Here is an 18,587-nt window from a genome sequence, read left to right on the forward strand (position 1 = left end):
GGGTGGTAAAACAACTAGCCGCGTACGTACAAGGGCTCGCCCGGCGGCGTCGCCCCGGCCGGCAGCAGTGCCAGGTCGAGGCCGCGCACCAGGCGGGCCCTCAGTGTGTCGTCGGCGGCGAGGCGCTCGGCGACCGCGCGGGCGGCCTCGGCGGGTACGGCGGACTCGTCCAGTACGAGGGCGAGGGTGCCGTCGGCCTGTCCGGGCCCGAGGTGGGCGCGCAGGACGGCGGGCTCGGCGGCCACCGCGGTCCGTACCGCCTCCCGTACGGCCGGGTCGGCAAGGGGGTCCGTCGTCGTACGGCCCTCGGCGAGCGCGAGCAGCGCGGGGCCCGTCAGCTCGAAGGGCACGGGCCCGGCCAGGTCGAGCACCACCGTGTCCGCCTTCTCGTGCGCCGCCGCCTGCAGCGCCTGGTGCAGGGGTACGGCGACGGGGCGGGCCGCCGGGTCCCAGCGGGCCAGGGAGTCGGTGGAGGTGAAGGCGGGCAGGGCGGTGCGGGATCCGGCCTTCAGCGTCGGCACGGCCATGTCGCTGGTCTTCTCGCGGCGCAGGCCGTTCTCGTCCTCCTCGACCTCGCCGAGCACGGCTACGACGGGGACGAGCAGTCGGGCGCCCTTCAGGGCTTCCAGCACCGGTTCCACGGCGGTGCGGTCCTCGGCCCAGGCGGTGAGCGCGGCGCTGAGCCGGGGGTCGGCGGCGCCGTCGTCGTCGGAGAAGCCGGAGTCGGGAATGTTCTTGTTCGCCACGGTCACCGACCCTATCGGGCGGATATCGGGGGGATGCTGCTGGGCTGGTGCCGCCCCGGAAACCGCCGGTCCGGGGCGCACGGTTAACGGCTTTCTCAGATTTCCCTGACGCACCTCTGACTCCGGTCCAAGGGCGCGCACAGTCGGCGCCCCGAGCATCGCGGCATGGAGTCCCCCAGAGCCCGCCGAAGCCGCCGCGCTCGTCCTGCCCGGACGCGCCCTCTGCTCTGCACCACCCTCGTCACTGTCGCGATCGTGGGCGGTACGGCCGCCGGGACCGCGTATGTCGAGGCCCGGGCGCACCCCGGTTCGGGCCCCGTATCGTCGTCGGCGGTGGCGTCGGCCAGGGCGGACGGGGAGGATTCGGTGGAACCTGCGGCAGAGCCGACGGTGGACCACGACGGGCTACTGGCGAAGGCCCTGAGGTGGGTGTCCGTCGAGGACGGCGCGCAGGTGTCGGTGGCGGTCCTTGACCTGGACTCGGGCGAGAGCGCCTCGTACGGGGACGGCTCGTTCGACACGGCGAGCATCGTCAAGGTCGACATCCTGGCGGCGCTGCTGCTGCAGGCGCAGGACGCCGGCCGGCGCCTCTCGGCGAGTGAGAAGTCGTACGCCACCACGATGATCGAGAACAGCGACAACACCGCGGCGTCCGCGCTGTGGCGGGCCATCGGCACGGCGGACGGTCTCGACGCCGCGAACAAGCGGCTGGGGCTCACGGACACCGAGGGCGGCGACGGCATGCTGTGGGGGCTGACCCAGACCACGGCCGCCGATCAACTCACGCTGCTGCGGCAGGTGTTCGGGGACCACTCGGAGCTGAGTGAGGCCTCGCGGAGGTATCTGCGGGGGCTGATGGGGCAGATCGAGGCCGACCAGCACTGGGGTGTGTCGGCGGCGGCCGACGGCTCGCAGTGGGCGCTGAAGAACGGCTGGCTGGCGCGCAGTACGACCGGGCTGTGGGACATCAACAGCATCGGGCGGGTGACGGTCGACGGCCGCCCCTGTCTGGTGGCCGTGCTGTCCAAGGGCAACTCGACGCAGGCGAAGGGGATCTCGCTGGTCGAGTCGGCGGCGAAGGCGGCGGTTTCGGCGCTGGCCGTGGGCGCCCCGGCGGCGTCCGCGTCCTAGTCGGCTGCCGCCTCTCCCTCCGCGTCCGTCTCGGAGTGACGGGCCGTCGGTCTCAGAAGCCGTCGAAGCGTGGGCGGCGGCCGCGCCACAAGAAGACCGCCGCGACGAGCAGTGCCCCGCCGAGGGTGCCCGCGAGCGGAGCCGCCCAGTCGCTGGTGCCTCCGTCGGACGTGGCGGCGTCCGGGCCGGAACCGAAGTACTTGTCGCCGTACGACGCCGCCTGCAGGGCCTTGGGCTTGAGGCGGCCCGCGGCCTTGATCGCGGCGGCCGGGTCGATCATGCCGAAGCCGCGGGAGTCGTCCCGGCCGCCGGTGGGAGGGTTGCGGGCGGTGTCCTCGAGGAGCTGCTTGATCTGGGCGGGGGTCAGCCCGGGGTGGGCGGCCTTGATGAGGGCGACCGCGCCCGAGACGAACGCCGAGGCCGCGCTGGTCCCCCAGCCCTCGTAGTACTTGTGGTCGGGGTCGGCGATGACGATCTTGTCTCCGGGGGCGCTGACGGTGGCGTACCAGCGGCGGGTGGAGAACGAGGCGCGGATGCCGAAGCGGTCGACGGCGGTCGCGGCGATGACCCCTGGGTAGGCGGCCGGGTAGGAGACGTGGTCGCCCTTGTCGCCGCCGTTGCCGGCCGAGGCGACGACGGACACGTTCTTCTTGAGGGCGTACTGGACGGCCTCGTCCTCGGCGGGTTCGGGGTGGGCGGAGGCGGAGTCGTCGCCGAGGGAGAGGTTGATGACGTCGGCGCCGTGGTCGGCGGCCCAGCGGATGCCTTCGGCCAGGGCGTTGCCGCGGGTGGAGCGGGCCTTGCCGCGGGCGGCGTCGCCGTCTTCGAGGATCACCCGCACCGGCAGGATCTTCGCCTCGGGGGCCATGCCCATGACGCCGTCGCCGTTGCCGGGACCGTGTCCGTGCCCGGCGATGATGCCGGCCATGGCGGTGCCGTGCCGGGCCCATGCGCGGTCCCCCTGCTTCGCCCCGAAGCCGATCATGTCCTGGGCGGGCAGGACGTTGCCGACGAGATCGGGGTGGTCGGCCTCCACGCCGGTGTCGAGGACGGCGACGGTGATGCCCTTGCCCTTGGTGGTCTGCCAGGCCTGCTGGGTGTGCATGGCGTCGAGGGCCCACTGCTGGGCGCGTATGCCGTCGGCGTGCGCGACGGTGGACGGCACCAGGGCGAGGGAGGCGGCGAGGAGGACGCTCAGCGCTCCGGCGCGGTGCTTCACGAGGGGTTCTCCGTGGGCGAGGTGACGTCTTTGCGCAGGGCCCGTTCGATGCGGTCGGCCAGGCCCTGTGCCTCGTTGCCGAGGCCCGCCTGGGCGGGGGCCGAGCCGGCGCCGGACTGGGTGGCCTGCTCGGCGGGGACCGGGGTGTCGACGCTGCGGCCGTCGGCCCAGCCGGAGACGGCGTAGACGACGACGGGGGCGTCGGTGAGGACGGAGACGGTCCAGGAGGCGCGCTGTTTGCCGCCGAAGCGGGCGGCGGCGGTGTTCTTGGCGGCGTAGGGGCGGGGCATCAGGTCGGTGCGGGTGCCGAGGCCCTGGCTCTGGAAGCGTTTGGCGAGGGAGTTCATGGTCGCGGTGTCGGCCTTGGTGAAGAGGAGGCCGACGGTGGTGACGAAGCTCTGGGTGGCGTCGGTGTAGGTGGCGCGGAGCAGCCGCTGACAGCCGACCGGTGCGAGGGCTTTCTGGAGCAGCGGGTCGAAGGCGTCCTTGCATCCGCTGTCCGGTGCGACGGCGATGCGGGTCCAGGTCCGGTCGGCGCCGCCGGGTCCGGCTCCCGTGCCCTGCACGGTGCGCGGGAACAACTGGTCCACGGGCACGCTGTGCCACAGCCCGCCGGCCTCGGCGTACGTGTCCTGCCCGCCGTCGTCCCCGGAGCCCCCGACCAGCCAACTCCCGGTCACGGCACCGCCGATGAGCCCGAGCCCGAGCACGACACAGGCGGCGGCAGCAGCCGTCCGCGACCGCACCCGCCGCCCGAGCGGCCGCGGCCGGACCCGCTCGTCATACCCCTCGGGCTCCCCGAACGACACAACGGGCCGCCTGCCACCGAAACCGCCCCCGGGCACCCCCGGAGCACTCCAGGAAAGCGCCGGGTCGGGCCCCACACCTTCCACCCGGCTGCCCGGCAAAGGCGGCATGGGCGGCGACGGCGACACATGGCCGGAGTTCGGGCGGGTGGAGGGCATGGGGGGTGTGGCGGTACCGACGCCGTTGCCTGGCGCCGGGCTGGTTGCGGGGCGGCCGGCCGGAGCGGCAGGGGGCGAGCTCGGGCGAGCAGGCGGCGTGGCCGCGCCGGGGCGGGTCTCCGGCGGCGGGGTGACGCCTGGGCGGCCGACCGGAGCGGCAGGGGGCGGGGTGCTGCCGGGCCGGCGGGGCGACCTGGACTGCGCGGTCGCGCCGGGGCGTGAATCCGGACGGGCAGGGGGCATGGGCCCAGCGGTCGGGTCGGGGCGCCGCGGCGGATCGGCGGGAGCAGGGGCCGGAGTCAGCGGGGGCGCGGCCGAAGCATCGGGACCGTCCGATCCCGCCGCGCCCGAGCCAGAAGCCGAACGAGCCGAAGACATCCGACCAGCAGCCGAATCGGTACGCCACCGCGGGTCAGCAGGAGGCCGGGCCGGGGTCAGAGGGGACGTAACCGGACCACCGGAAGCCTCCGATCCCGCCGCGCCCGAGCCAGAAGCCAGACGGGCCGAAGACATCCGACCAGCAGCCGAATCGGTACGCCACCGCGGGTCAGCAGATGGCGCGGACGACGACATCGACCGCGTACCCGAACCGGCGGGAGCGTCCGAGCCGGGGCGGCCCCCGGGATCGGACGGCGCGGGAGTCCGGCCGGTGCCCTGTGGGGCGGGCGGCGCCTCCGGAGCGACCGGGCTAAGGCGTGCGGTGGTTTCAGTGGGGGCATCCGTGCGGACGGGCGGCGGCGCGGGCCGGTGGTTGGGGCGTGGTGGTACCGCGGTCCCTGGAGCGGTCGTACCGGCGCCGTCACCCCGTTCCTCGCGCCCGGCCGGCGCAGGGGCGTCCGGGAAGCGGGCCGAGGCCCGCGGCGGGGGCGGGGTCTGCGGGCCCACGTCCCGTACGAAGGGCACGCGCGGGCCAGGGGGGTCGGCCGGAGCAGGGTCGGGCTCGGCGGACGAGTCGGAACCGGCTTCGGCGTTCGACCCCATGGCGGGCGTGTGGTGGCCGAACGCCTCGAAGGGTTCGGAGCGTCGCCATGGGGACCAGGCCTCGCCGGATGCGGGCGTGCGGTCGGAGGGCGTCACGGCAGCGTCCTGCTCCGGGTTCGCGCGGCTTTCCGATGGCAGCGGGCCGACCGTCGGGGGCTGGGGTGGACGCGGCGGGATGGAGGCGTGCCGCGCTTCCGTGCTCATGCGCCCCCCGTTTTCCTCGCGCCCGGGCCGTCTACCTGTACGCGGGCCGTCGTCCTCGTGCTCAACCGGTCGACGCCGGGTCTGTCCGTCCCGGGCACGCATACCCGTGCGAGCGGACCGGCATCCGGATGCAGTTGCAACCGCCGCCGTTCCGCCGTACGTGCGCGTCACTCTACGGGCTGCCCCTGTCGATACGGGAACCAGTCCACGAGCACGGGGCATCTGCCCGGAACGTCCCCCTACCCTGCGGTAATCCTGTCTGGCAGGCTTCGTTCATGACTGCGCGCGCCGCCGACCGGGTCCGTTACGACCGGGCCACCGCCCATCTCGACGCCCCCCTCGCCATCGTGGACCTGGACGCCTTCGACTCCAACGCGGACGACCTCGTGCGCCGCGCCGGCGGCAAGCCGATCCGTGTCGCCAGCAAGTCCGTCCGCTGCCGGGCCCTGCTGGAGCGGGTCCTCGCGAAGGACGGGTTCGCGGGCATCATGTCCTTCACCCTCGCCGAGTCCCTGTGGCTGGCGCGCGGCGGCTTCGACGACATCCTGCTCGCCTACCCGTCCGCGGACCGCGCCCGCTTCGCGGAGCTGGCCTCCGACCCCAAGCTCGCCGCCGCCGTGACCGTCATGGTCGACGACCCCGCGCAGCTGAGGCTCATCGACGAGGCCCGTGACGGCGGGCGTGAAGTCATCAGGGTCTGCCTGGAGTTGGACACCTCGCTGAAGCTGTTCGGCGGGCGCGTGCGCGTCGGGGCGCGTCGGTCGCCGTTGCACTCCCCCGCCCAGGTCGCCGACATGGCCCGGGTGGTGGCACGACGGCCGGGGTTCAAGGTCGTGGGGATCATGGCGTACGAGGGGCACATCGCGGGCGTCGGCGACTCCGTCGCCGGGCGGCCGCTGCGGTCGCGTGCCGTGCGGCTGATGCAGGCCACCGCCCGTCGGGAGCTCGCCGAGCGGCGCGGTGAGGTGGTGCGTGCGGTGCGGGCCGTGGTACCGGGTCTGGAGTTCGTCAACGGCGGCGGCACCGGCAGCGTGCAGACCACCGCCGCCGAGGACGCCGTCACCGAGATCGGCGCCGGATCCGGGCTGTACGTGCCCCGCCTGTTCGACAACTACACGTCCTTCAGCGGGCGTCCGGCGGCACTGTTCGCCCAGCCGGTCGTACGGCGGCCGGGGGTCGGGGTCGTCACGGTCCTCGGCGGTGGGTACCCCGCCTCCGGTGCGCCCGGGAGCGACCGGCTGCCCGTCCCGCACCTGCCGGAGGGGCTGCGCTACGACCCCCAGGAGGGGCCCGGCGAGGTGCAGACCCCGCTGCTCGGCTCCCCCGCCGACGATCTGCTGATCGGCGACAAGGTGTGGTTCCGGCACGCCAAGGCCGGTGAGCTGTGCGAGCGCTTCGACGTGCTGCATCTGGTCGAGGGGGACGTGGTGACGGCGACCGTCCCGACGTACCGCGGGGAAGGCCACACCTTCCTGTAGCCGGTGCACGGTCCGTCGGCGTCGGCGTCGGTCAGAAGACGGTGTCCGGCTGGTCCGGGACCACGAAACCGTCGTCCCGCAGGAGGGCGTCCTTGGCGCCGTCGGACGCGTTGTGGGCCCTGGTCGAGCACGGGTACGGGTCCGGTCTGCGCGGCAGGGGTGCGATGAACATGGGGTTGATCAGCCAGCGGCCGTCGGCGTCGTCGTAGGCCCGGCACATCAGTTCCGGCTTGTTGCGGTTGAGGACGAGGTGCGCGCCGGTCGCGTCGCCGACGAAGGTGACGTCGGTGTCGGCGTCCCCGGCGGCGAGGGCCGGGCGCCGCGGCCACGGCTGCCGCTGCCAGGCGGCGGCGCCCCGGACGCCGTAGATCTCCTGGTTGATCCAGCAGCGTTTGCCGTCGATGTAGGGGATCGCGGTGCCGCGGGTCGCGGGGACGTTGCCGCAGCCCTGGTTGAGGGGCGTGAGGCGGCCTCGGCGGTCGAGGAGCGAGCGGATGGCGATGGTGTGGGCGGGGTCGATGCCGATGGCCCGGGACCAGACCTCGGTGATCGGTTCGGAGCCCGCGGAGACGACGTAGACGTCGAATCCGGCCCGTTGGAGGGTGTGGATGAGGTCGCGCTGCTGGTCGTAGTAGCGGACGTAGGCGGGCACGGTGTGGGTGCCGAGGGTGCGGGTGGCGCCGATGGGGGCCGCAAGGGCCTCGGTGCGGGCCGCGCGGGCGTAGGAGGCGAGTTCGGCGGGTGTGCGGCCGGCGAAGAGCTGGGGCACCCAGGCATACTGCGGGACGGTGCGGCGGTGGTTCCAGGTGCCGGCGAAGGCGGGGGCGCCGCTCGTGGTGGTGGCGTTCTCGCGGATGTCGAGGATCTCGTCCGTGCAGCCGGGGTTCGTCGAGGTGCGCAGGGGTTCGGGGGTGCCGGTGCCGCACGCCTCCGTCAGGGCGCGGTCGGCGGCGTCCGTGAGCCAGGGGCTGGTGTTCTTCCAGTCGGCGGGGCGCAGGAGCCGGTCGTGTCTGAGGGACCAGGAGAGGGTGGCGTCGGTGACGTCATTCTTGGTGACCGTGTTGTCCCAGTCGAAGACCGCGACGGGGTGCCCGCCGGCTCCCGAGCAGGTTCCGCGCTCGTCGATGACCTGCTGGAGGCGGGCGCGGTTGTCGCCGTACCAAGTGCCGGTCAGGCGGGGGCAGTCCGAGTGCGGGGAGACGGGGTGGGCGGTGGGCGCGGCCGCCAGGGCGGCGGCCGCGGCCAGGGTCCACGCGAGAAGGGGTCGCATACGCGTGGACCGTACCGTTTCGTCCCTACAGGGGCGTGACGTACGCGCCCGCGATTCCGCCGTCCACCAGGAAGTCGGTGGCGTTGACGAAGGAGGAGTCGTCGCTGGCGAGGAAGGCGACGGCGGCGGCGATCTCCTCGGCCTCGGCGAACCGGCCGACCGGGATGTGGACCAGACGGCGGGCGGCCCGCTCCGGGTCCTTCGCGAACAGCTCCTGGAGGAGCGGGGTGTTGACCGGCCCGGGACAGAGGGCGTTCACGCGGATGCCCTCGCGGGCGAACTGCACGCCCAGCTCGCGGGACATGGCGAGCACGCCGCCCTTGGAGGCGGTGTACGAGATCTGGCTCGTGGCCGCGCCCATGCGCGCCACGAAGGACGCCGTGTTGATGATGGAGCCCTTGCCCTGCTGCCGCATGTAGGGGATGGCGGCCTTGCAGCACAGGTAGACGGAGGTGAGGTTGACCTCCTGGACGCGCTTCCAGGCCTCCAGGCCGGTCTCCAGGATGGAGTCGTCGTCGGGCGGGGAGATGCCCGCGTTGTTGAAGGCGATGTCGACACTGCCGTAGGTGTCGAAGGCAGTCTTGAACAGCGCCTCGACCTGCTCGGGGTCGGTGACGTCGACCTTCACGAAGATTCCGCCGACCTCCTCGGCGGCCGCCTTGCCGCGGGCGTCGTCGACGTCGCCGCAGACGACGTGCGCGCCTTCGGAGGCGAGCCGGCGTGCGGTGGCGAGGCCGATGCCGCTGCCGGCTCCGGTGATGACGGCGGTACGCCCGATCAGGCGTCGGCAAACAGGGGTGTCGGTCACTGTGCGGGGCCCTCCGTGCTGATGAAGACGTTCTTGGTTTCGGTGAAGGCGGCCACGGCGTCCGGGCCGAGCTCGCGGCCCAGGCCGGACTGCTTGAAGCCGCCGAAGGGGGTCCAGTAGCGGACGGCGGAGTGGGAGTTGACGGAGAGGTTGCCGGCGCGGACGGCCCGCGAGACACGCAGGGCGCGCCCCAGGTCTCGGGTCCACAGGGAGCCGGCCAGTCCGTACGGGGTGTCGTTGGCGAGGCGGATCGCGTCCGCCTCGTCGGTGAAGGGCAACAGGACGGCGACGGGACCGAAGATCTCCTCGCGGGCCGCGTCGGAGTCGTGCCGCTCACCGGTGAGGACGGTCGGCGGGAACCAGAAGCCGGGCCCGTCGGGGGAGCTGCCGCGCAGAGCGGGAGCCTCGTCCGGCACCAACGCCCGTACGCGGTCCAGCTGTTGACGGCTGATCAGCGGGCCCATCTGGGTCTTCTCGTCGGCGGGGTCGCCCACCACGACACCCGCCAGCGCGTCGGCGAGCAGCTCGCGTACCTCGTCGTACACCGACTCCTGGACCAGGATCCGGGTGCGGGCGCAGCAGTCCTGGCCGGAGTTGTCCAGGAAGGAGAAGGGGTCTACGGCGCTCCTGAGGTCTGCGTCGGCGAAGACGATGTTGGGGCTCTTGCCGCCGAGTTCGAGGGTGACCGGCTTGACCAGACGGGCGCAGCGCTCCATGACCTCTCGGCCGGTGCGGGTGGAGCCGGTGAACACGATCTTCGCCACGTCGGGGTGGTCGACGAGGGCACGGCCGGCGATGTGGCCGTAGCCCGGCACGACCTGGAAGAGATGCTCCGGCAGGCCCGCCTCCAGGGCGAGTTCGGCCAGGCGCAGGGCCGTCAGCGGGGTGGTCTCGGCGGGCTTGAGGACGACCGCGTTGCCCGCGGCGAGGGCCGGGAAGGAGCCCCAGGCGGCGATGGGCATCGGGAAGTTCCAGGGGGCGATCACACCGACCACGCCCAGCGGTTCCTGGAAGGTGACGTCCCAGCCGCCGGGTACCGGGATCTGCTTGCCGAGGAGGCGTTCGGCGCCGCCCGCTGAGTAGAGCAGCAGGTCGCGGGCGTTGCCTGCCTCCCAGCGGGCGTTGCCGAGGACGTGGCCGGCCTCGCGGACCTCCAGCTGGGCCAGTTCCTCGGCGTGCGCGTCGACGGCGTCGGCGAAGCGGCGCAGCAGCCGGGCCCGGTCGGCGGGGGCGGCGGACGCCCAGGTCCGCTGGGCGGCTGCCGCGCGGGCGACGGCGCGATCCACCTCGGCCGCGTCGGCGGCGGGGACGGTGGCGACGACCTCCTCGGTGGCGGGGTTCAGTACGACGAGTTCGTGCTCGGCAGACAACAGGGGCCTCACATGCGTTCGAAGGAGCGGCGCAGCTCCCAGTCGGTCACCGCGGCGTCGAAGGCCTCGAGCTCGACGCGCGCCATGTTGCGGTAGTGCGCGACGACCTCGTCGCCGAAGGCGGTCTTGGCGATGGGGCTGTTCTCCCAGAGCTCGGCGGCCTCGCGCAGGGTGGTCGGGACGTGCTCGTACTCGGCGGTGTACGCGTTCCCCGCGCAGGCCTCGGGAAGCTCCAGCTTCTGCTCGATGCCGTACAGCCCGGCCGCCACCAGCCCGGCGACGGCGAGGTGCGGGTTGACGTCACCGCCGGGCAGCCGGTTCTCGAAGCGCATCGAGCGGCCGTGGCCGACGACCCGCAGGGCACAGGTGCGGTTGTCGTATCCCCAGGCGACGGCGGTCGGGGCGAAGGAGCCCGGCTGGAACCGCTTGTAGGAGTTGATGTTGGGGGCGTACAGGAGCGAGAAGTCGCGCAGGGCGGCGAGCTGTCCGGCGAGGAAGTACCGCATGACGTCCGACATGCCGCCGGGGTCGTCGGAGGAGCCCGCCATGGCGTTGTTGCCGGCCGCGTCCGCGAGGGAGAGGTGGATATGACAGGAATTCCCCTCGCGCTCGTTGTACTTGGCCATGAAGGTGATCGACACGCCCTCCTGGGCGGCGATCTCCTTGGTGCCGGTCTTGTAGATCGCGTGCTGGTCGCAGGTGCGCAGGGCGTCGTCGTAGCGGAAGGCGATCTCGTGCTGGCCGGGGTTGCACTCGCCCTTGGCGGACTCGACGGTGAGGCCGGCGCCCGCCATTTCGTTGCGGATACGGCGGAGCAGGGGCTCGATGCGCCCGGTCCCGAGGACCGAGTAGTCGATGTTGTACTGGTTCGCCGGTGTCAGCCCTCGGTAATTGGCGTCCCAGGCCTGCTCATAGGTGTCCTTGAAGACGATGAACTCCAGCTCGGTGCCGACCTGGGCGGTGAAGCCGTGCTCGGCGAGGCGGTCCAGCTGGCGGCGGAGGATCTGGCGCGGGGCGGCGACCACGGGCGAGCCGTCGTTCCAGGCGAGGTCGGCGATGAGCATGGCGGTACCGGCGTTCCAGGGCACCCGGCGCAGGGTGCGCAGGTCCGGGTGCATGGCGAAGTCGCCGTAGCCGCGCTCCCAGGAGGACATGGCGTATCCGTCGACGGTGTTCATCTCGGTGTCGACGGCGAGGAGGTAGTTGCAGCCCTCGGTGCCGTGGTGGAGGACCTCGTCGAGGAAGAAACGTGCGGCGAACCGCTTGCCCTGGAGCCGCCCTTGCATGTCGGGGAAGGCCAGGACGACAGTGTCGATCTCACCGCTCGCGACGAGGGCATGCAGCTCCTCGACGCCGAGCGGGGGTGTGCGGTCTGCCACGGGAGAGCTCCTTCGGCTGCTGACGCTTTTTCGACCGGGCCGGAAGCCATAAGGTATTGCGGAGAACCATTGCTTGGGAAGGGGGTGCGGCGGGATGTCGCTGAATCCGGACGGCAGCCCGGAGGACCGGTTGACACCGGTACTGCGGCCGGTGCGGGCGGGCAACGGCTTCGAGGAGGCACTGGAGCAGATCCTCCAGGTCGTACGGCTGGGCCTGGTCCCGGGGGGCGACCGGCTGCCGGCCGAGCGGGAGCTGGCGGAGCGGCTCGGGATCAGCCGGGTGACGCTGCGCGAGGTGCTGAAGGTGCTGCAGGACCAGGGTCTGGTGGAGTCCCGGCGCGGACGCTACGGCGGCACGTTCGTCCTGCCCCGCGCGGACGCGGGCGGCGAGGACGAGCTGCGGCGCCGGATCGCCGAGGTCGACATCGAGGACGTCCTGCGTTTCCGGGAGGTCCTGGAGGTCGGGGCGGCCGGGCTGTGCGCGACGCACGGCCTGGGCGAGGAGCAGGCGGACCGGCTGCGCGAGGCACTGGCCCGCACGGGCGACGCGCCGCTCGCCGACTACCGGCGGCTGGACACGATGCTGCATCTGACGCTGGCCGAGCTGTGCGGCTCTCCGACGCTGACCGCGCAGTACGCGGCGGTCCGGGCGACGGTGAACGACCTGCTCGACTGCATCCCGCTCCTCGTCCGCAACCTGGAGCACTCGCAGCGGCAGCACGTCGCACTGGTGGAGGCGGTCCTGGACGGGGACGCGGACGGGGCACGGGAGATGATGCGGGAGCACTGCGCGGGGACGGCGGCGCTGCTCAGGGGCTTCCTGGCGTGAGGAGCCGCTTTCTGGGGGGCCTTGCCTTCGAGGGCACCTCTCGACAAAGGTATGAATACAATCCTTTGCCGGACCGGGAGGACGCATGGCGGACGGGCCGCTGATCGGCATCAGTACGTATCTGGAGGCCGGGGCGCGTTGGGGCGTGTGGGAGCTGGAGGCCGCGTTGCTGCCGGCCGGCTATCCGCGGCTGGTCCAGCGGGCGGGCGGGTTGGCCGTGATGCTGCCGCCGGACGCGCCGGAGCACGCCTCCGCGGCCGTGGCGCGCCTCGACGGTCTGGTGATCGCGGGCGGTCCGGACGTCGAGCCGGTCCATTACGGCGCGGAGCCCCATCCGCGGACGGGTCCGCCGGCCCGCGCCAGGGACGCCTGGGAACTGGCGCTGATCGACGCGGCGCTGGCCGCACGGGTCCCCCTGCTGGGCATCTGCCGGGGCATGCAGCTCCTGAACGTCGCCCTGGGCGGCACCCTCGTCCAGCACATCGACGGCCACGCCGAGGTGGTCGGCGTCTTCGGCCACCATCCGGTCAAGCCGGTGCCCGGCACGCGGTACGCCGCCGCCGTCCCCGAGGAGACGTTCGTACCGACGTATCACCACCAGGCCGTCGACCACCTCGGCACCGGCCTCGTCGCGTCGGCACACGCGGCGGACGGGACGGTGGAGGCGCTGGAACTGCCGTCCGCCGACGGCTGGGTGCTGGGCGTGCAGTGGCATCCGGAGATGGGGGACGACCTGCGGGTGATGCAGGCGCTGGTGGAGGCGGCTGCTTCTCCTACGAGGCCTTCAGCCGTCTCCTGAGCCAGGCGAGGGCGGCGCCGCCCTGGGCGCGTTGGAAGGCGCGCAGGGTGGGCAGGCCGGGCGGAGCCGGAAGCAGGGACTTCTCCACGAAGAACCCGGCCAGTGCCGCGAGCGCGGCGGTGACGCCGACCGGATCCGCGTCACGGCCCAGCGGATGCGCCGTGAACACCTCCTCCGGGTCCGGACCGCCTTGGGCCCGTACGCACGGCAGCATGACCAGCAGGTCGAACCACGGTGCGGCGCGCACCGCGTGCGGCCAGTCGACGAAGACGACCCGGTCTTCGGCGGTGAGCAGCATGTTGTCGGCGCGCAGGTCGGCGTGGGCGAGGGTGTCACCGCACGCGGCCCGGGTCCAGTCCGCGGCGATGTCGGCGAGGCGGGGCAGTTGGGCGAGAGTCCAGGCGTCGAGGCGTCCGCGGACCTCGTGCTCCGGCTGCGCCCGCAACCGCTGCCAGCCGGAGAAGTCCTCGGCGAGCGCTTCGGCCGCGGCCGGTGCGTCCACCGGGGACGGGGTGAGGATACGGCTGAGTTCTGCCACGGCGTCGAGGACGCGCTGCAACTCCCGCTCCCGCCAGGGGACATGGGGCTGGCGGCCGGGGACCTCCTCCAGGACCAGGGCGACCCAGGTGCCGTCGTCGAAGGTGCCGAGGAGGCGGGGTGCGGGGACGGTGTGCGGGAGGGCGGCGGTGTGGCGGGCCTCGGTGCGGTGCAGGGCGGGGCTGTGCGGGTTGGTGTCCGCGCTCACCGCCTTGACGAAGGCGCGGCGGCCGTCGGCGGTTCGGATGCGGGCGGCTGTGCCTGGGGAGAAGCCGCCGGATTGGGTGACTGCGTGGACGACGGGAGTGCCGCCGAGCACGTCTGCGACGGCGTTGCGCACGGTGGGTGGGAGTGCCTCCCAGGGTGTGCGGACGCCTGCGGCGGGCGGGGCGGGGGTGGTCATGCGGTTCATGATGCGGTCCGGCGCCCCCCGCCCGCCAAAGGTTTTCGCCCCCGCCGCCCCTTCCCATTCCCGTCCCCTGGGGGCTGCGCCCCCAGACCCCCGCTTTCGGCCTGAACGGCCTCGTCCTCAAACGCCGGACGGGCTGAAAGACCAAGCCCCGGCGGGCGAAGATCAGCCCCGGCCGGTGAAAATTCAGCCCCTCCGGCGTTTGAGGAGCGGGGGTCCGGGGGGCTGGCCCCCGGTTGGGGACGGGTAGGGGCGGCGGGGGCGAGGAAGAATCGTTACCCCCGGGTCAGCGACAGCAGCTCCCGTGCCGGCCCCACCGGCCGATGCCCCGTCGGCCACACCGCCCGCAGATCCCTGGCCAGCGCGACGCCGTCGACCGGCACCGACACCAGGCGCCGCATCGCAAGCTCCTCCCCCACCGCCAGCTCACTCAGCACGGCCGGCCCCGCCCCACTGACCACCGCAGCCTTCACCGCGGTCGTCGAAGACAGTTCGATCAGCGGCCGCGCCAGCCCGCCCAGTGCCGCATCGAGGACCTGCCGGGTCCCTGAACCCTTCTCCCGCAGAATCAGGGGCGTCGCCGCCAGCTCCGAGGCCTCCAGCGGACGCCGGCGCCGGGCCCACGCATGCCCGGGTGCCGTCACCACGATCAGCCGGTCGTGGGCGATGACCGCCGAGTCCAGGCCGGGCGGCACACTGACCCCCTCCACGAAACCCAGGTCCGCCTCACCCGACAGCAACCGCTCCCCCACCACAGCCGAGTTGCCCGCGAGCAGCGACACCGCCGTGTCGGGGCGCTGGGCGCGCAGCGCCAACAGCCAGCCGGGGAGCAGGTATTCGGCGATCGTCATGCTCGCCGCCACCCGCAGCCGGGAGTCCCGCCGGTCGCGCAGCGCCTGCGCACCCACGTCGAAGGCCTCCGCCGCCTCGACGATCCGCCGAGCCCAGTCCGTGACCAGCGCACCGGCGTCCGTGAGGCGGGAGCCGCGCGGTGAACGGTCGACGAGCGCCACACCCAACTGCCGTTCCATGGACCGGATCCGGCTGCTCGCCGCCGGCTGGGTGATCCCCACCTCCCGCGCGGCCCCGCCCAGACTGCCGAGCCGCGCCACCGCCAGCAGCAACTCCAGCGCCCCGAGATCGGGCACCCGATGCGCCAGCGGGACAACGGCGGTCGGCGGCTCCTCCCTGTTACTCATAACCCCAGCTTATGCGCTCATAGAGCCATACTCCCTGGTCGTGGCCGACCGGCAGCGAGACCGTCGGTCGTGACATGGTCACCGCAGCCCAGCCTCTTCCGCGTGCCACCGCACGCCCCCCGCGCGCCACGGCCGTCCGTCATCTCGGACCCAACTGGTACGCCGCCGTCATGGGCACCGCCATCGTCGCCACCGCAGGGTCTGCGCTCCCCCTCGGCGTCCCCGGACTGCGCACCGCCTGCGCAGCGGTGTGGGCCCTCTCCCTCGGCCTTCTCCTGGCCCTGCTCGCCGCCCGCGCCCTGCACTGGACGCACCACCGCGACCAGGCCCGCGCCCATCTCCTCGACCCGGCGACGGCACCGTTCTACGGATGTCTCGCCATGGCCCTGCTGGCCGTCGGCGGCGGTGCCGTCACCGTGGGCCGCTACTGGATCGGGCTGGACGGCGCGCTGGTCCTCGACGCCGTGCTGTTCACCGCCGGGACGGTGGTGGGGCTCGCGGCCGCCGTCGCCGTCCCGTACCTCATCGCCGTACGGCACAAGGTCGAGCCGGGCCAGGTCACGCCCGTATGGCTGCTGCCCTTCGTCGCGCCCATGGTGTCGGCGGCGCTCGGGCCGCTCCTCGTGCCGCACCTGCCGGCCGGCCAGCCCCGGGAGACGTTCCTTCTCGCCTGCTTCGCGATGTTCGGGCTCAGTCTTCTCGCGACCCTCCTGATGCTGCCGTTGGTCTTCGGCCGCCTGGTCACCGGTGGGCCGCTGCCCCCCGTGCTGACCCCGACGCTGTTCCTGGTGCTCGGGCCGCTCGGGCAGTCCACCACGGCGGTCGGCAGGTTCGCGGAGGTGGCGCCGGGGGTCGTCCCGGCGCCGTACAGCGAGGGATTCGGCATCCTCGCCGTCCTGTACGGCGTGCCCGTCATGGGCTTCGCGCTGCTCTGGCTCGTGTTCGCGACCGCGCATGTGGTGCGTGCCCGGCGGCAGCAGGGCATGGGCTTCGCGATGACGTGGTGGGCGTTCACCTTCCCGGTGGGGACGTGTGTCACGGGTGCCGAGGCGCTCGCCCGGCACACCGGGCTCGTCGTGTACGACTGGCTCGCGGTCGGGCTGTACGTCCTGCTCGTCGCCGCCTGGGGCACCGCCGCCCTGCACACGGTCCGCGGCCTGCTCAGCGGAGCGCTGCTCGCAGCGCCTCGGCCAGCACCCGCGGCGCTTCGGTCAACGACGGTCCGTACCACGTCAGATGGCGCCCGCTGACGAGAGCGCACCTGAGTCCTGGGAACGCCTCGGGGCCGTCGTCGGCCGTGAAGCGGTACGGCTCGTCCGGCAGTACGACGACGTCCGGGGCGGCCGCCCGCAGTTCGTCGAGCGGGATGCGGGGGTAGCGGTCGGGGTGGCTCGCGTAGACGTGATCGACGCCGAGGCGGGACAGTACGTCGCCCGCGAAGGTGTCCCGGCCCAGCACCATCCAGGGGCGGCGCCAGATCGGGACCACGGCCGTCGTGCGGCGTTCGGGGCGCGGCAGGCGGGACCAGGCCGTCTCCGCCTCGTCGAGCCAGCGGGGGCGGGATTTCGCCCCGCAGGCGTCCAGCACGCGGGACAGCTCGGTGAATGCCTGTGGTATGTCACATACCACCGTCACCAGGACCTCGACGCCCGCCGCGCGCAGCGCCGCCAGGTCGGGTTCGCGGTTCTCCTCCTCGTTGGCGACCACCAGGTCGGGGGCAAGGTCGAGGATGCGGTCGAGGTTCGGGTTCTTGGTGCCGCCGATACGGGGGACGTCCAGGTCCGCGGGGTGGGTGCACCAGTCGGTCGCGCCGACCAGGGCGCCCGGGACGGAGACCGCGACCGCCTCCGTCAGCGACGGGACGAGGGAGACGACGCGCACCGGCACCGAACGCTCCGCGGGATGTGCCGCGATGTGCCGTCGATCAGCTGCGGCACCGTCGTAGCTGATCGCGCCCACGCGGCGGAGCCGCATATCAATACAGCCCGCGCCCCTGTAGGGGGCCGCCGAACCGCAGCGGACTTCGCCCACCCTGCTTACCGCGACCGGTTCTGGACCGCCTCGACGTGCTCGGCCACCGCGACGACGACCACGCGCGTGTCCGACACGGTCGCCCGCCACCGGTGGCGTACGCCGCCCGTCAGATACAGCGTGTCGCCGCGGCCGAGCCGATAGGCCCTCCCCTCGGCCTCGATCTCCACCGCCCCGTCGGCGACATACATCAACTGGTCGTTGCGGTACTGGAATTCGCGGCCCGCGTCATGGTCCCCGGTGAACTCGGAGGCGTGCATCTGGTGGTGCCCCCGCACCAGGGAGCGCACCCGAGCGGCTTCCGCCGCCGGCTCGGGCTCGGCACGCACGACGTCGACGCTGCACGCCGGGTCGGCGGCGGCGAGGAGTTCCACGGCGGTGGTGCGCAGGGCGTCCGCGACCTTTTCGAGGGACGCTCTGCTGGGCCGCGCCCGGTCGTTCTCGACCTGACTCAGGAAGGGAACGGACAGGCCGCTGCGCTCGGCCACGACGGCGAGGGTGAGCTGCAGCGCCCGGCGGCGTCGCCGCACGGCCGCGCCCACGCGCAGGGGCTGGTCCTTGTGGTCGTCTTTGTGGTCGCCCATCGCTCCGGCTCCCTCCTTCGCTCGTGGTCCGTATGGCGCGGTTCCGTATTCCGTGCACCGGCGTCCGGGTGCGGCACTTCTGATGAGCTCTCTGCACCTTACGCAGGTTCGGCAAACCGTTTCATGCGCCCGTCACATCCCCGTAAACACTGGGTGCGGTCAATTCGCCATCCCCGGCCCGTGGATGAGGTCTCCGGACTCGCCGGCCACGGATTCCGCCTTCGGGACGAAGCCGCTGACCAGCAGGGCCGGAGGGCGGACCGGGCCGGGGGCGGGGGCCGTCGGCGCTCGGGCGGGCGACACCGCCTGCGGGCGGGCGGACCACCCTCGGACCGGCCCTTCCGGTGCCGGGATCGCGGGCGTACCGCTGCCGGCTCACGACGTCCGCGGGGCGGCGCCCAGTTGGCGCTCCGGGCCGCGGGCCGGCCGGTCATGGCTGGTCATGGCTGGTCAGTTCGATGGTGTCGCCATGCATCGAGGCAACGCCCGGGGTGCCTTCGGCGGGCTCGGCCAGGGTGCGCCGCGCGGTGCATGTGCGGTCGGCACTTCCCTCCGAAAGGGCGGTGAGGCTTGGGCGATGGCATGGCGCTACGTGGTTGGCCGGATCCTTTTCGTCCGCCCTTCACGCGCGCGTGGGCGGTCCGTCGC

The 18,587-nt window shown here is 73.1% G+C and carries 16 protein-coding genes; 5 read left to right on the plus strand and 11 right to left on the minus strand.

Going from position 1 to position 18,587, the window contains the following annotated elements; translation table 11 throughout:
- Window positions 1–14: 14 nt before the first annotated feature.
- The gene (locus LJ657_RS38435) at window positions 15–746 is read right to left on the minus strand and encodes an SseB family protein (protein ID WP_232654102.1); all 732 of its coding nucleotides are present in this window, start codon (window positions 744–746) and stop codon (window positions 15–17) included.
- A 165-nt stretch (window positions 747–911) separates the two neighbouring features.
- On the opposite strand from LJ657_RS38435, the gene LJ657_RS38440 reads away from it, so the two are divergent.
- Complete coding sequence (locus LJ657_RS38440) at window positions 912–1,877, plus strand: serine hydrolase (RefSeq protein WP_232654105.1); 966 nt, start codon at window positions 912–914, stop codon at window positions 1,875–1,877.
- Window positions 1,878–1,929: 52 nt separating this feature from the next.
- Here the strand turns inward: LJ657_RS38440 and mycP are convergent, their stop codons facing one another.
- Both mycP and LJ657_RS38450 read right to left on the minus strand, forming a co-directional pair.
- Window positions 1,930–3,096 carry a type VII secretion-associated serine protease mycosin gene (mycP, locus tag LJ657_RS38445; RefSeq protein ID WP_232654108.1) on the minus strand — a complete coding sequence of 389 codons (1,167 nt, stop codon included), beginning with the start codon at window positions 3,094–3,096 and terminating at the stop codon, window positions 1,930–1,932.
- A complete protein-coding gene (locus tag LJ657_RS38450) occupies window positions 3,093–3,905 on the minus strand; it encodes a hypothetical protein (protein WP_232654110.1) in 813 nt (270 codons plus the stop codon). Before LJ657_RS38450 ends, mycP begins: the two co-directional genes overlap by 4 nt.
- 1,616 nt (window positions 3,906–5,521) lie before the next feature.
- Between LJ657_RS38450 and LJ657_RS38455 the strand changes: the two genes are divergently transcribed.
- Entirely contained in the window at window positions 5,522–6,724 is a 1,203-nt protein-coding gene (locus LJ657_RS38455; protein WP_232654112.1) for an amino acid deaminase/aldolase, read from the plus strand.
- A 31-nt stretch (window positions 6,725–6,755) separates the two neighbouring features.
- Here LJ657_RS38455 and LJ657_RS38460 read toward each other — a convergent pair whose 3' ends face one another.
- From LJ657_RS38460 to LJ657_RS38475, 4 genes are read right to left on the minus strand one after another with little or no spacing between them, the layout of a single operon-like run.
- Window positions 6,756–7,994, minus strand: a complete 1,239-nt coding sequence (locus LJ657_RS38460; protein ID WP_232654115.1) for an HAD family hydrolase — start codon at window positions 7,992–7,994, stop codon at window positions 6,756–6,758.
- A 25-nt stretch (window positions 7,995–8,019) separates the two neighbouring features.
- Window positions 8,020–8,802, minus strand: a complete 783-nt coding sequence (locus tag LJ657_RS38465; protein WP_232654117.1) for a 3-oxoacyl-ACP reductase — start codon at window positions 8,800–8,802, stop codon at window positions 8,020–8,022.
- A complete protein-coding gene (locus LJ657_RS38470) occupies window positions 8,799–10,172 on the minus strand; it encodes an aldehyde dehydrogenase family protein (protein WP_232654119.1) in 1,374 nt (457 codons plus the stop codon). The genes LJ657_RS38465 and LJ657_RS38470 overlap by 4 nt, the downstream gene beginning before the upstream one ends.
- An 8-nt stretch (window positions 10,173–10,180) precedes the next feature.
- On the minus strand, window positions 10,181–11,551 hold the full coding sequence (locus tag LJ657_RS38475) for a glutamine synthetase family protein (RefSeq protein WP_232654121.1): 1,371 nt from the start codon (window positions 11,549–11,551) through the stop codon (window positions 10,181–10,183).
- A gap of 94 nt (window positions 11,552–11,645) precedes the next feature.
- Here LJ657_RS38475 and LJ657_RS38480 point away from each other — a divergent pair, with 94 nt between their 5' ends.
- Together LJ657_RS38480 and LJ657_RS38485 are read left to right on the plus strand one after the other, a co-directional pair.
- Complete coding sequence (locus LJ657_RS38480) at window positions 11,646–12,380, plus strand: FadR/GntR family transcriptional regulator (RefSeq protein ID WP_232654123.1); 735 nt, start codon at window positions 11,646–11,648, stop codon at window positions 12,378–12,380.
- Window positions 12,381–12,465: 85 nt separating this feature from the next.
- The gene (locus LJ657_RS38485) at window positions 12,466–13,179 is read left to right on the plus strand and encodes a gamma-glutamyl-gamma-aminobutyrate hydrolase family protein (protein ID WP_232654126.1); all 714 of its coding nucleotides are present in this window, start codon (window positions 12,466–12,468) and stop codon (window positions 13,177–13,179) included.
- Here LJ657_RS38485 and LJ657_RS38490 read toward each other — a convergent pair.
- Both LJ657_RS38490 and LJ657_RS38495 read right to left on the minus strand, forming a co-directional pair.
- Window positions 13,154–14,119, minus strand: a complete 966-nt coding sequence (locus LJ657_RS38490; protein ID WP_232654129.1) for a phosphotransferase — start codon at window positions 14,117–14,119, stop codon at window positions 13,154–13,156. The genes LJ657_RS38485 and LJ657_RS38490 overlap by 26 nt on opposite strands.
- A 281-nt stretch (window positions 14,120–14,400) precedes the next feature.
- On the minus strand, window positions 14,401–15,324 hold the full coding sequence (locus LJ657_RS38495) for a LysR family transcriptional regulator (protein WP_232654131.1): 924 nt from the start codon (window positions 15,322–15,324) through the stop codon (window positions 14,401–14,403).
- Window positions 15,325–15,398: 74 nt separating this feature from the next.
- Here LJ657_RS38495 and LJ657_RS38500 point away from each other — a divergent pair, with 74 nt between their 5' ends.
- Window positions 15,399–16,574: a TDT family transporter gene (locus tag LJ657_RS38500; RefSeq protein ID WP_232654137.1), complete on the plus strand. Its 1,176-nt coding sequence runs from the start codon at window positions 15,399–15,401 to the stop codon at window positions 16,572–16,574.
- On the opposite strand, the gene LJ657_RS38505 is transcribed toward LJ657_RS38500, so the two are convergent.
- Window positions 16,486–17,205: a helical backbone metal receptor gene (locus LJ657_RS38505; RefSeq protein ID WP_232654310.1), complete on the minus strand. Its 720-nt coding sequence runs from the start codon at window positions 17,203–17,205 to the stop codon at window positions 16,486–16,488. The genes LJ657_RS38500 and LJ657_RS38505 overlap by 89 nt on opposite strands.
- Window positions 17,206–17,360: 155 nt before the next feature.
- Complete coding sequence (locus LJ657_RS38510; protein ID WP_232654140.1) at window positions 17,361–17,939, minus strand: helix-turn-helix domain-containing protein; 579 nt, start codon at window positions 17,937–17,939, stop codon at window positions 17,361–17,363.
- Between the last annotated feature and the right edge of the window lie 648 nt (window positions 17,940–18,587).

The organism is Streptomyces guryensis, from assembly GCF_021261325.1.
Classification (GTDB): domain Bacteria; phylum Actinomycetota; class Actinomycetes; order Streptomycetales; family Streptomycetaceae; genus Streptomyces; species Streptomyces guryensis.

Coding starts and splice junctions, on each gene's coding strand:
- LJ657_RS38460 (WP_232654115.1), bottom strand. CDS start 7,994: ATGCGACCCCTTCTCGCGTGGACCCTGGCCGCGGCCGCCGCCCTGGCG.
- LJ657_RS38500 (WP_232654137.1), top strand. CDS start 15,399: ATGGTCACCGCAGCCCAGCCTCTTCCGCGTGCCACCGCACGCCCCCCG.
- LJ657_RS38510 (WP_232654140.1), bottom strand. CDS start 17,939: ATGGGCGACCACAAAGACGACCACAAGGACCAGCCCCTGCGCGTGGGC.
- LJ657_RS38455 (WP_232654112.1), top strand. CDS start 5,522: ATGACTGCGCGCGCCGCCGACCGGGTCCGTTACGACCGGGCCACCGCC.
- LJ657_RS38485 (WP_232654126.1), top strand. CDS start 12,466: ATGGCGGACGGGCCGCTGATCGGCATCAGTACGTATCTGGAGGCCGGG.
- LJ657_RS38480 (WP_232654123.1), top strand. CDS start 11,646: ATGTCGCTGAATCCGGACGGCAGCCCGGAGGACCGGTTGACACCGGTA.
- LJ657_RS38440 (WP_232654105.1), top strand. CDS start 912: ATGGAGTCCCCCAGAGCCCGCCGAAGCCGCCGCGCTCGTCCTGCCCGG.
- LJ657_RS38495 (WP_232654131.1), bottom strand. CDS start 15,324: ATGAGTAACAGGGAGGAGCCGCCGACCGCCGTTGTCCCGCTGGCGCAT.
- LJ657_RS38490 (WP_232654129.1), bottom strand. CDS start 14,119: ATGACCACCCCCGCCCCGCCCGCCGCAGGCGTCCGCACACCCTGGGAG.